The organism is Pararobbsia alpina, from assembly GCF_902859895.1.
GTDB classification, from domain to species: Bacteria; Pseudomonadota; Gammaproteobacteria; order Burkholderiales; family Burkholderiaceae; genus Pararobbsia; species Pararobbsia alpina.
Genome location: NZ_CADIKM010000002.1, coordinates 364,069 through 375,488 on the forward strand (window position 1 = coordinate 364,069; position 11,420 = coordinate 375,488).

General features: G+C 62.7%; 10 protein-coding genes and 1 tRNA gene. 4 read left to right on the plus strand and 7 right to left on the minus strand.

Annotated elements, in window-relative coordinates:
- Positions 1-2: 2 nt before the first annotated feature.
- Positions 3-2,462 (plus strand): penicillin-binding protein 2, encoded by a 2,460-nt coding sequence (mrdA, locus tag HV670_RS03750; RefSeq protein WP_175103284.1) that lies wholly within the window; start codon positions 3-5, stop codon positions 2,460-2,462.
- An 11-nt stretch (positions 2,463-2,473) separates the two neighbouring features.
- Positions 2,474-3,622, plus strand: a complete 1,149-nt coding sequence (gene rodA, locus HV670_RS03755) for a rod shape-determining protein RodA (protein ID WP_175103285.1) — start codon at positions 2,474-2,476, stop codon at positions 3,620-3,622.
- 118 nt (positions 3,623-3,740) lie between these two features.
- Here rodA and HV670_RS03760 read toward each other — a convergent pair whose 3' ends face one another.
- The 6 genes from HV670_RS03760 to HV670_RS03785 all read right to left on the minus strand — a co-directional run bounded on the left by HV670_RS03760 (position 3,741) and on the right by HV670_RS03785 (position 8,383).
- Positions 3,741-4,412 carry a tetratricopeptide repeat protein gene (locus HV670_RS03760; protein ID WP_425511380.1) on the minus strand — a complete coding sequence of 224 codons (672 nt, stop codon included), beginning with the start codon at positions 4,410-4,412 and terminating at the stop codon, positions 3,741-3,743.
- 234 nt (positions 4,413-4,646) lie between these two features.
- Positions 4,647-5,093 (minus strand): 6-carboxytetrahydropterin synthase QueD, encoded by a 447-nt coding sequence (gene queD / locus HV670_RS03765; protein ID WP_175103287.1) that lies wholly within the window; start codon positions 5,091-5,093, stop codon positions 4,647-4,649.
- A gap of 9 nt (positions 5,094-5,102) precedes the next feature.
- A complete protein-coding gene (gene queE, locus HV670_RS03770; RefSeq protein ID WP_175103288.1) occupies positions 5,103-5,735 on the minus strand; it encodes a 7-carboxy-7-deazaguanine synthase in 633 nt (210 codons plus the stop codon).
- 63 nt (positions 5,736-5,798) lie between these two features.
- A complete protein-coding gene (gene queC, locus HV670_RS03775; protein ID WP_175103289.1) occupies positions 5,799-6,545 on the minus strand; it encodes a 7-cyano-7-deazaguanine synthase QueC in 747 nt (248 codons plus the stop codon).
- A 268-nt stretch (positions 6,546-6,813) separates the two neighbouring features.
- A complete protein-coding gene (locus tag HV670_RS03780; protein ID WP_175103290.1) occupies positions 6,814-7,332 on the minus strand; it encodes a hypothetical protein in 519 nt (172 codons plus the stop codon).
- Between the two features lie 64 nt (positions 7,333-7,396).
- A complete protein-coding gene (locus tag HV670_RS03785; protein WP_175103291.1) occupies positions 7,397-8,383 on the minus strand; it encodes a patatin-like phospholipase family protein in 987 nt (328 codons plus the stop codon).
- 326 nt (positions 8,384-8,709) lie between these two features.
- Here HV670_RS03785 and HV670_RS03790 point away from each other — a divergent pair, with 326 nt between their 5' ends.
- Positions 8,710-9,150 carry a helix-turn-helix domain-containing protein gene (locus tag HV670_RS03790; RefSeq protein ID WP_343054315.1) on the plus strand — a complete coding sequence of 147 codons (441 nt, stop codon included), beginning with the start codon at positions 8,710-8,712 and terminating at the stop codon, positions 9,148-9,150.
- Between the two features lie 320 nt (positions 9,151-9,470).
- The gene (locus HV670_RS03795; protein ID WP_246256954.1) at positions 9,471-11,171 is read left to right on the plus strand and encodes an MOSC and FAD-binding oxidoreductase domain-containing protein; all 1,701 of its coding nucleotides are present in this window, start codon (positions 9,471-9,473) and stop codon (positions 11,169-11,171) included.
- Positions 11,172-11,267: 96 nt separating this feature from the next.
- Here the strand turns inward: HV670_RS03795 and HV670_RS03800 are convergent.
- A tRNA-Phe gene (locus HV670_RS03800) sits at positions 11,268-11,343 on the minus strand.
- Positions 11,344-11,420: the final 77 nt, after the last annotated feature.

Genomic DNA, 11,420 nt, shown 5'->3' on the forward strand with positions numbered 1-11,420 from the left:
GCATGACCGAATTCAAGAACACTGAACAGCAACTGTCCCGGTTTCGTTTGCGCGTAGCGGGCGCGGCGCTGTTCGTGATGCTCTGCTTCGGGCTGCTCGGGTTCCGCTTTCTCTATCTGCAGGTGTGGCACTACAGCGAGTATTCGCTGCAGGCCGACGAAAACCGGATTTCGGTCGCGCCGATCCTGCCGAACCGCGGCGTGATCACCGATCGCAACGGCATCGTGCTTGCGCGCAACTATTCGGCCTATACGCTCGAGATCACCCCCTCGAAGCTCGATGAGCCGCTCGACCAGGTGATCACCGAGCTCGGCCAGGTGATTCCGGTCGATGAGCGCGACCGCCGGCGTTTCAAGAAGCTGCTCGAGGACTCGAAACATTTCGAGAGCCTGCCGATCCGCTCGCGCCTGAGCGACGACGAAGTCGCGCGCTTCACGGCGCAGCGCTATCGTTTTCCGGGTGTCGATGTCCGCGCGCGCCTGTTTCGCAGCTATCCGCTCGGCACGGTGTTCGCCCATGCGATCGGCTACATCGGCCGGATCTCGGAGCGCGACCGCGCCAATATCGAGGCGGCGAGCGAACAGAACGACAACGATTCCGACCACTACGATCCGCGCCTTGACGCGAACAACTACAAAGGGACCGACTACATCGGCAAGATCGGCGTCGAGCAGAGCTACGAGACCGAGCTGCACGGCTTGACGGGTTCCGAGGAAGTCGAGGTGACGGCCGGCGGCCGCCCGGTGCGAACCATGTCGCGCACGCAGGCGACACCCGGCAACAACCTGCGCCTCTCGCTCGATGTCGGCCTGCAGGAAACCGCCGAGCGCGCGTTCGCTGGCCGCAAGGGCGCGCTGGTCGCGATCGAGCCGGCCACCGGCCAAGTGCTCGCCTTTGTATCGGCGCCGAGTTTCGACCCGAACATCTTTGTCGACGGCGTCGACCAGCAGACCTGGGACGATCTCAACAACTCGCCCGACAAGCCGCTGCTCAACCGCCCACTGCGCGGGACCTATCCGCCGGGGTCGACCTACAAGCCGTTTGTGGCGCTGGCTGCGCTCACGCTGCACAAGCGCACGCCCGAGTGGGGTTTCCAGGACACCGGCTCCTACACCTTCGCGGGACACGTATTCCACAACGACGTGCGCAGCGGGCAAGGGTGGATCGACATGAACCGCGCGATCACGGTCTCGAACGACACCTACTTCTATATGCTCGCGCATGACCTTGGCGTGAATGCGATGGCCGCCTTCATGAAGCCGCTCGGATTCGGCCAGATCACCGGCATCGACATTGACGGCGAAGCGAAGGGTATCCTCCCCTCGACCGACTGGAAGAAGCACGCCTACCGGCGGCCCGAGATGCAGCGTTGGTATGAAGGCGAGACGATCAGCCTCGGGATCGGCCAGGGATACAACTCGTTCACGATGCTGCAGCTGGCCCACGCGACGGCGACCCTCGCGAACGACGGCGTCGTCATGACGCCCCACCTCGTTCAGGAAATTGAAGATCCACTGAGCCACCAGATCCGGACCATCGATTCGCAGTCGACAGGCAAGCTCGACGTGCGCCAGCAGGACATCGATTTCATCAAGCATGCGATGGAGAATGTGCTGACCAACGGTACCGGCGCCGCGCCGTTCCGTGGCATTGCGTATGAGGCGGCCGGCAAGACCGGGACGGCGCAGGTCTACTCGCTGCAGGGCGAGAGATATCATGCGAGCGCGGTAGCCGAGAATCGCCGCGACCATGCGCTGTTCACGGCCTTCGCGCCGGTCGACAAGCCGCAGATCGCCATTGCGCTGATTGTCGAGAACGGCGGCTGGGGTGCCGAGGCGGCGGGTCCGGTCGCGCGCAAGGTCCTCGACTACTGGCTGGTCGACCGGTTCAAGCCGGGCATGGCCGCAGCGGCGGTGGCGGATGCGGTGGCCGACTCGAATGGATCGGGCACGGTCGATACGGCGCCCGTGATCGGCGGTGCCGATCAGAGTCCGCTCGCCGCCGCGTTGCCGCCTTCGGTCGCGGCTGCGCTGCCCGGCGGCAGTTCGGCCACGGCGGCGGCGATCGCCAGTGTGACCAGCCAGACGCCACCGGCGCTGATTGCCAGTGCCGCGAGCGTGGCCAATGCAGCCACTGCCGCGTCGGGCGCGAGCAGCACAGGAGGCGCGGCGGGCAGAGGGACGGGCGGCGCAAGCGGTATGAACAGTACCAGCAGTACAAGCGGCGCAAGCGGTACGAAGGGCAAGTCCGGTTCGAATCCGACCGGCAGACCCGACGCCCCGAACCCCAAACGGCCTGACGACGGCTCCTCGGGCGGCACGCCGCTCGCACCCGCGCCGCGCGTGCCGGTCTCTCCGACCGATGCCGACGTGCCGGCCGAGGATCATAGTGTCAACCTGAACGGTGTCGATACCGGTGGCAACACGCCGGCACCGCACGCCAGCCCCAACGGCGACGACTGATGAGGCCACTCATGCAACTCGATTCACGGGCCGTCTTTACCCAGATCAAGCGGCTGTTCATCGGCTTCGACAAGCCACTTGCGCTCTTCATGTTCCTGCTGCTCGGCGTGGGGCTGGTGACGCTCTATAGTGCGAGCCTCGATATGCCGGGGCGTGTTCAGGACCAGGTCCGCAACATCCTGCTGAGCTTCGCGCTGATGTGGATGATCGCGAACATCCCGACCCAGACACTCATGCGGCTCGCGGTCCCGCTCTACACGGTTGGCATCGGCTTGCTGATCGGTGTCGCGTTGTTCGGCCTCACGCGCAAGGGTGCGAAGCGCTGGATCAACGTCGGCATGGTGATCCAGCCGTCCGAGGTCATGAAGATCGCGATGCCCTTGATGCTCGCGTGGTACTACCAGAAGCGCGAGGGCGTGGTGCGCTGGTATGACTACATCGTCGGTTTCATCCTGCTCGCAGTGCCGGTCGGACTGATCGCCAAGCAGCCCGATCTGGGTACCGCGGTGCTCGTGCTCGCATCGGGTCTGTTCGTGATCTATTTCGCGGGGCTCAGCTTCCGGCTGATCCTGCCTGTGCTGCTCGCGGTCGTGATCGCGGCGGGCTCGGTCGTCGCGTTCGAGGGCAAGATCTGTCAGCCGCAGGTGCAGTGGCCGATGATGCACGACTACCAGAAGCACCGGATCTGCATCTTGCTCGACCCGCAGTCCGATCCGCTCGGGCAAGGTTTCCACACCATCCAGGCGGTCATCGCGATCGGCTCGGGCGGCTTGCTCGGCAAGGGCTGGCTCAAGGGCACGCAGGCTCATCTCGAGTTCATTCCCGAAAAGCACACGGACTTCATCTTTGCGGTGTTCTCCGAGGAGTTCGGGCTGGTGGGGGGGCTCGTGATGCTCTTCCTCTACCTGTGTCTGATCGCGCGCGGACTCTACATCGCCGCGAACGGGGCGACGCTGTTCTCGCGATTGCTGGCTGGTGCGCTCGCGATGTCGTTCTTCACGTATGCGTTCGTCAACGTGGGGATGGTCAGCGGCATCCTGCCGGTGGTCGGCGTGCCCCTGCCGTTCATGAGCTATGGAGGGACCGCGCTCGTGACGCTTGGCCTTGGCGTGGGCATCATCATGAGCGTGGGCAAGCAGAAAAGGCTGATGCAGAGTTGATGGTGGCAGAGGCGGCCATCGTTGAGCCGACGGTCGGCAGCCCAGGCGCAGGGAGCCCAGCTTTTGCCTCACGGGTCGTCTCAACCCAAGCTCAAGCCCAAGCCCAAGCGACGATGTCCTATTTCGCGGTTGGTTTGCCGCAGTTTGCTTCGTTCGGGTGGAGCTTTTCGGTTAAATTCCGGTAGCGATCGAGCGCGGCCGGGTCGCCTTGCGCGGCGGCCTTCGCATACCAGCGCCGTGCGACTTCGGGGTTGGGCGTTACGCCGTCGCCGCCGCGCTCGTAGTAAGTGGCGACGATGTATTCGGATGCCATGTCGCCCGATTTCGCAGCCTCGAGATACCAGACGAACGCCTCGGCAAAATCCTGCTTCGTGCCTCGTCCGTCCATGAACTGGTTCGCAAGTGCGACCTGTGCCTGCGTATGGCCCTGTCTGGCAGCCTTGAGAAACCAGAGATGCGCCTCAGCCGGGTCGACCCGCTCGAGCGTGCCGTCGTCGAAAAGCCGGCCATACGCATATTGCGCGTGCGACATGTTCGCTTCGGCAGCCTTCCTCAGCCATTTCTCGGCTTCATGCAGATCGACCGGGGTTCCCTCGCCATTGAGCTGCATCATCGCGTAGTTGAACTGCGCGAGGCGGTTGCCTTTCTCGGCGGCATCCTTGAATTCGCTCAGCGCGGCCGGATAGTTGCCGGCCTGGTAGTCGTCGATCGCAGTCTGCGTTTCCTTCTGCGCGGGCTGCTTCGCTTGTGCGGACGAGGGGCGAGGCGTTTTGGCAACCGGGGCTTCCACTTCGGACGCCGCCACCTGGGGTGCAGTCGGAGTGGCCGCAAACGCAAAACGCGTTCCAGCCAGCGCGAGGCACAGCAGCCCGCCAGTCAGTGCCACACCGCATCGATCGAAGCGCCGTGCACCTGCCGGCCGAACAGAACCTCTGTGAATACCGTGCATCGACAGCTCCACGTGTTGCGAGACTTCGCCTGAGCCTCTGGTCCAACCGCAGGCCGGGATCCCGTCCGTCCTGTCCTATTTGCGCTCGGCGTCGGCCCAGCAGTTCGGCGTCTCATAGAGGCGAACCCGCCTGAGCCGCAGATCGACGCCGTAATGCGCATCGTAGACGTTCGACAGAATCTCGAACGCAATCAAGGCGAGATTTTCGACGGTCGGTATCCGATCGAGTACGACCGTCTTGTGTCCAGGCATCGTATCGAGAAATTCGCGGACCTGGGTATCACCTTCGAACACGAGAAAGGCGTGGTCCCAGCGATCGACGAGATGTTGAACCGCGAGCGACTTCACATCGGCGAAGTCCATGACCATGCCGCGGTCGGGCGCGCCTTCAACGTCGACGATCTCGCCCTCGAGCGTGATTTCGAGCACATAGCGGTGACCATGCAGATTGCGGCATTGGCTGCGGTGGTCGGGGATGCGGTGACCTGCATCGAATTCAAGTTTTCGGGTAATCGACAGCACGGGCGCCACTCAGGGAATATTCAGGTATTTGTGGGTCTGGGTCGACAGACGCCAGCGCGGGTGGCGCTTGCACCAGTCGATCGCCAGACGTGTGTTGAGCGCACGCGAAGCATTGTCCATCGGCTGGACCAGGAAATACGTGAAATCGAGCGCTTCGTAATCCGACAGTCGCTGGTTGTCTTGCGGAACAACGACCTTTAGTTCGTCGCCGCGTCGTACGACAAGCTCGGCATCCGCCTTCGGGCTCACGCACACCCAGTCGATCCCGGGCGGAACGGGCAGCGTCCCGTTGGTTTCGAGCGCGATCGTGAAGCCTTCGGCATGCAAGGCGTCGATCAGCGGTGCATCGAGCTGCAGCAGCGGTTCGCCGCCGGTGCAGACGATGAAGCGATGCGCTTCTCCCTGCGGCCATTGAGCCGCGACGCGGGCGGCCAGTTCGAGCGCTGTCGCGAACTTGCCGCCATTTTCGCCGTCCATGCCGACAAAATCCGTGTCGCAGAACTGGCAGACCGCGGTGGCCCGGTCCTGTTCGCGGCCCGACCACAGGTTACAGCCGGCAAAGCGGCAGAACACCGCCGGGCGGCCGGCATTCGCGCCTTCGCCCTGCAAGGTGTAGAAGATTTCCTTCACTGCATAAGTCATGATGCCGGTTTCACTTCAACGTCCGGCGCGAGCCGGGGGCACCTGTGGGTGCCGGGATTCGAGTCAGGCAGTCGGGTCCGCGCCGACTGCCTCGTTGGCGAGGAACGCCTCGTAGCCGCGCTTGCGCAGCTTGCAGGCCGGGCATTCACCGCAACCATAGCCCCAGTCGTGCAGGAGGCCGCGTTCGCCGAGATAGCAGGTATGCGTGTCGGTGCGAATCAGGTCGACCAGTGCGGCACCGCCGAGCGATTGGGCAAGCCGCCAGGTATCGGCCTTGTCGAGCCACATCAGCGGCGTCTCCAGCACGAAGCGGCTGTCCATGCCCAGGTTCAGCGCTACCTGGAGCGCCTTGAGCGTGTCGTCGCGGCAATCCGGGTAACCGGAGAAATCCGTTTCGCACATGCCCCCAACCAGCACCCGCAAGCCGCGCCGATAGCCGATCGCGCCCGCGATCGTCATGAACATCAGGTTGCGGCCCGGCACGAAGGTATTGGGCAGGCCGTTGGCGGTCGCGAGAATCTCGATCTCGCGCGTCATTGCCGTGTCGCTGATCGCGCCGAGTACCGATAGATCAATCATATGATCGTCGCCGAGCCGCCCGCGCGCCTGCGGCATGATTGCGGCGATGCGTTTGCGAAACTGCACGCGGCATTCGAGTTCGACCCGGTGGCGCTGCCCATAGTCGAAGCCGAGCGTTTCGACGTGTTCGAAACGCTCGAGCGCCCAGGCAAGGCACGTGGCCGAATCTTGGCCGCCGGAGAACAAGACGAGTGCGCTGTCGCGCGCATCCTGATGCTGGGTCGATTGCACAAAAACTCCCGATGGCTGGATTGTCCCGCCGCGGCGATCAGCCTGCGAACGGCGGCAAACGACGAACCCAGTATTGTAGCCCAACAGGGATTTCCGGCCGCCTGGCGCGGACCACTCAAAGCCCAAAGCCCAAAGCCCAAAGCCCAAAGCCCAAAGCCCAAAGCCGAACGCCCAACCAAAACCGAACGCCCAGAGCCCAAGGCCGGCCCCAGGAGCGGCAAAGTTGGCTCAAGGAGGCGTCGGAAACCCGTGCTCCCGGCGCCGTCGCCTATCGCGGCTTGGCGAAGCCGTTCTCGACCCAGGCTGCCGCGCTGCTTGCATTGAGCTTGAATGCAGCGGAGACGCGGACCTTCGCGAGCGATTCGCCGAATGCGTCTTCGGCGGCAAGCAGCGCATGCGGATCGTCCTCGTCGGGCACGATGTCGAGCGTCACATTGATCCGGCCGGTTGCCGCGTCGATGGCGACCTCCTTGTGCAATATCGCGCGCAATTGCTGTTCGTGCCGCCGCAGCACTTCCGATGCCGTCTTGACGAGGGTGTTGAACGCCGAGGTGTCGAGCGGCTTCGGATTCTTCTTGTCCCGGCCCATCGTCCAGGGGCCGACGAGGGCGGGTTCGACCTCGCCGTCCTTGATCATCTCGACCGCCCAACCTTCGTCGTCCTCATTCTTGATGACCCGTGCGGTCCAGCCGTCGTCGCGCCAGAGCCGCGGCTCCTGTATCACCATGGAATCGGTGGAGTCAGCGGATTCGTCCGCGTCGGGGAGGATGCTCGAAAAGTCGGTCATTGCGAAGTTGCCTGGATCATGGCGCCAGCGCTGAACTGGCAATCCAGTATTTTACTGGAGGCGCTCAATCCATTCCGAGCCGTGCGCGGATGGCGGGCATCATCCGCTCGACTGCCGCACGCCCTTCTTCAATTGCGGGGGCCGCGTGATGGAAGTCAAAGATTCGCATTCCGCCGAGACGCGGCTGGATCAGGATGTCGGCGGGCTCGCCCGCGAGGCGACTACGGGTGATGCGGACCTGCATGATGTCGATGCTCTGGCCAATCGAACTCACTAGTGACGGGACCCGCGCGCTTGGCTTCGGCGGTGTGTGGACATCGTAGTAGGCGGGATTCGGCTCGAGCCATTTGGGCCAAGGCTTGCCATTGCGCCGCAAGGCAACGGGTGCGGCTTCGGCTTCGGCCTCCGTTTCCGTATCGGCAGCCAGCGTCTCCATGGCGACCGGCGGCGGCAGTTCCGGTGTCGGGCCGCCGAAATCGCGACCGTTGAGGATATCGTTGTTCAGGTCGATCGCGATCACACAGTCGGCCCGCATCGCACGTGCAAGCGAGACTGGCACCGGATTCGAGAGGCCGCCGTCGACGAGCCAGACGCCTTCATGGAGGACCGGTGTAAAGATCCCGGGAATTGCAATCGATGCGCGGACTGCTTCGACGATACCGCCTTCCTGAAGCCAGACTTCGCGGCCGGTATCGAGTTCGGTCGCGACGGCCGCGAAGGGCAGGTGAAGTTCGGAGATCGAACGGCCATTGAACTGCGTGGCAAAAACGTCGATGACCTTCTTGCCGCCGAGCAGGCCGCCCGAGAAGCGCAGATCGAGCAAGCGCAACACCGTCTGCCAGGTGAGGCGCGAGACCCACTGTTCGAGCCAGTCGAGATCGCCGTTCGCATAGACCGCGCCGACCAGGGCGCCAATCGAAGTCCCGCAGATGATGTCCGGCCTGATGCCCGCGCCCTGCAGTGCACGGATGGCCCCGATATGCGCCCAGCCGCGCGCGGCACCGCCGCCGAGCGCGAGACCGATTCTTTTGTAGCGTGGGCGACGGATCATGCGGGAACTCCAGGTTATGGCGTCTCGATGGGGCAATGACGGTAAGTCAACCAGGCCGACATCGCAGGCGAAACATGCAAAAAGCCCAGGAACCGAAGTTCCGGGGCTTTCCATGATACCGGTGGCCGCCGGGGCGCGTTGAGCTGTGGCGAACCTCGATCTTCGTCGACTGTGACATCTTGGAAACTATTGCATCCAATGCTATAGTTTTTCTTTGGCAACAACACCAAGGCGTATGGCACTCAAAGGACAATCGGCGACGAAGCCTGTCGCAGAAGTGGAACCGGCGTCGTCACGGGTGTTCAAAACGCCGATGAGCGTCTTCGATGACCTCGTGGCAGACGGAGAATTGCTGGAGATTTGTAAAAATGGCAAAAGCTAAAGTGAAGAATTTGGAAGCGACGCCGGCACGGTCGGTGACGCGCAAGGCGGTGCACCCACAGACTGATTCTGGCGCCGTCTACAAGTCGGGCGGCTTGAAGTCTGTCCACAGACTGGCCTCCGCTCTGTTGAAGGTCAAGGCAATCGACAAGACCACGATGCGCGAATATGACGAATTGTGCCTTGCCGAGGTACCCCATTTCGACCGCGAGACGATCGTCAAGATTCGGGAGGACGCGAAGTTGAGCCAGAATGTGTTCGCTCATTATTTGAACACCAGCACATCGACCGTACAGAAGTGGGAAACCGGCCAGAACGAACCGAGCGGAACCGCCGCGAAACTACTTCAGATCATCCAAAAGCACGGTATTAAAGTGCTTGCCTGATTGATAGTACGAGGCCGCATTGTGCGGTTTTTTAAATTTGGTGCCGCTATCAAGGCGAGCCGCCTCAGGACTCTTAATCGTAAGCTTCGAACCGAAGCCGCAAGTGCCGAGCGGCATTTCGCGGCCACCCGTACGCTATCCTCACAATTGCGCAATTAACACCCAAGTCGTGCGCCAGGTCGTGGCCGGTGGCGTGCACACGCCGATAAGACGCTTCAGGACAGAAGGGCTTCCGATCACCAAGGGAAGGGAGCGATATGGCTCGACTACTATCGGTGAACATCGGACTTCCGCGAGACATCGAGTGGAAGGGGCGCACTGTGCGCACCGCGATCTGGAAGGCTTCGGTACGTGGCCGCTGCCGGGTCGGTCGCTTGAATCTGGACGGAGACGGTCAAGGCGACCTGGCAGGGCACGGCGGTGAGCAACGCGCCGTCTTCGTCTACCAGATCGAATCGTATCGTTATTGGCAGGAGCAGTTGAAGAGGACCGACTTCGTCCACGGACAGTTCGGCGAGAACTTCACAATCGAAGGACTGCCCGACGATGCCGTGTGCATCGGCGATCGATATCAGATCGGCAGCGCGCTGTTCGAGGTCACTCAGCCTCGCGTTACCTGCTATCGCGTCGGCATTCGCATGAACGAGCCCCGGATGCCGGCATTACTCACTTCCAGCGGACGGCCCGGGTTCTACTTCCGAGTCCTGCAGGAAGGTGAGGTGGGCGTCGGCGACGAAATCGTGAAGGTGGGAGAGGCGAACGAGCGGATGACCGTCGCAGAGATCAACGCGCTTCTCTATTTGCCCGATCATGCACGCGTTCGACTGGAGCGCGCATTGCGGATCGACGCGCTTTCACCCGGATGGCGCTCGTCGTTTGAAGCGTTAGTGCAGAGCAAAACGACTGGCGCGGGAAGAGGTAACGCGGGTCTCGCACCAGCAGTCGCTGCGCATCCCGTTGCTCCTGGATTTCGGCCGCTCGTGGTGACGGCGATCGCTCAGGAGTCCGCGGACGTCCTCTCGCTGACGATGCAAAGCCCGGACAGTCAGCCGCTGCAAAAGGCTCTTCCCGGCCAGTACGTGGTCCTGCGTCTTCAACGGACCGTCGGCGGCCCGCCACTTTTTCGCAGCTATTCGCTCTCGGGTCCCGCCTCGACGCAGGGCTATCGAATCAGCGTGAAGATCGAGCCGAACGGACCGGCTGGATCCTACCTGCGCGAGCATGTCCGGGTGGACGATGTTCTCGACGTCAGCTCGCCGCGCGGAAGCTTCATTCTGCAGCCAGGAGAACTGCCGGTGGTGCTGCTCAGCGCGGGAATCGGGGCGACACCTGTTCTGGCGATGCTGCACGCGCTGGCGGCTGCCCGGTCGACACGAGAGGTCTTCTGGCTTCATGGGGCTCGCGATCGGCAGCATCATCCATTTGCGGCCGAAGTCCACCGGCTCGTGCTCGCGCTTACGCATGGCCGCAGCCATGTCTGCTATAGCAGGCCGGCGTCGCGAGACAAGATGGGTGAGGACTTCGACGCTACCGGCCACCTGTCGCGATCGGTCTTCGACGACGTGGGGGTCCCGCGAGAGGCGGATTTCTATCTCTGCGGGCCGACTCGCTTCATGGCAGAGATGAAAGAGACGCTCGCGAATCTGGGCGTGGAGCCGGGGCGGATTCACCTCGAAATTTTCAATGGTAGTGAGCCGCGGACCCCTGGTGTCGTGGGTGCAGTGACGCGAGCTCCGCATCTGCCGAAGGACAGTGCCAATACCGGTCCGCTGGTATCGTTCGCTCGCAGTGGCATCGCCGCCCACTGGGAGGCCTCGAACTACCAGAGCATTCTGGAGCTGGCCGAGGCGTGTGACGTGCCCGTCCGGTGGTCCTGCCGAACCGGCGTCTGTCACAACTGCGAGAGCGGATTGATCTCCGGGCTCGTCACCTATCAGCCTGATCCACTCGATCCACCTGCCCAGGGAAATGTCCTGATCTGCTGCTCTCGACCGCAGGATGACGTGGTGATCGACATCTGAGCGGCATCACAAGGGCGGCCGCATGGGTGGGGTCTACACACCATTCAGAAAGCAAAAAGCCCGATCATAAGGATCGGGCTTTTTGCTTGAATCTAGTGGTGGCCTGGGGCGGAATCGAACCACCGACACGCGGATTTTCAATCCGCTGCTCTACCAACTGAGCTACCGGGCCACGCAGAAACGAGAGTATAGCAACAATGCCCCCGGCGATTCAAGCCTCGCCTGGATTTTTCTTAAGCTGCGGCAAGC

Bases quoted from the DNA above. Each gene is read 5' to 3' on its own strand.
- mrdA (WP_175103284.1), top strand. From the start codon at position 3: ATGACCGAATTCAAGAACACTGAACAGCAACTGTCCCGGTTTCGTTTG.
- rodA (WP_175103285.1), top strand. From the start codon at position 2,474: ATGCAACTCGATTCACGGGCCGTCTTTACCCAGATCAAGCGGCTGTTC.
- queE (WP_175103288.1), bottom strand. From the start codon at position 5,735: ATGACTTATGCAGTGAAGGAAATCTTCTACACCTTGCAGGGCGAAGGC.
- HV670_RS03780 (WP_175103290.1), bottom strand. From the start codon at position 7,332: ATGACCGACTTTTCGAGCATCCTCCCCGACGCGGACGAATCCGCTGAC.
- HV670_RS03785 (WP_175103291.1), bottom strand. From the start codon at position 8,383: ATGATCCGTCGCCCACGCTACAAAAGAATCGGTCTCGCGCTCGGCGGC.
- HV670_RS03790 (WP_343054315.1), top strand. From the start codon at position 8,710: ATGACCTCGTGGCAGACGGAGAATTGCTGGAGATTTGTAAAAATGGCA.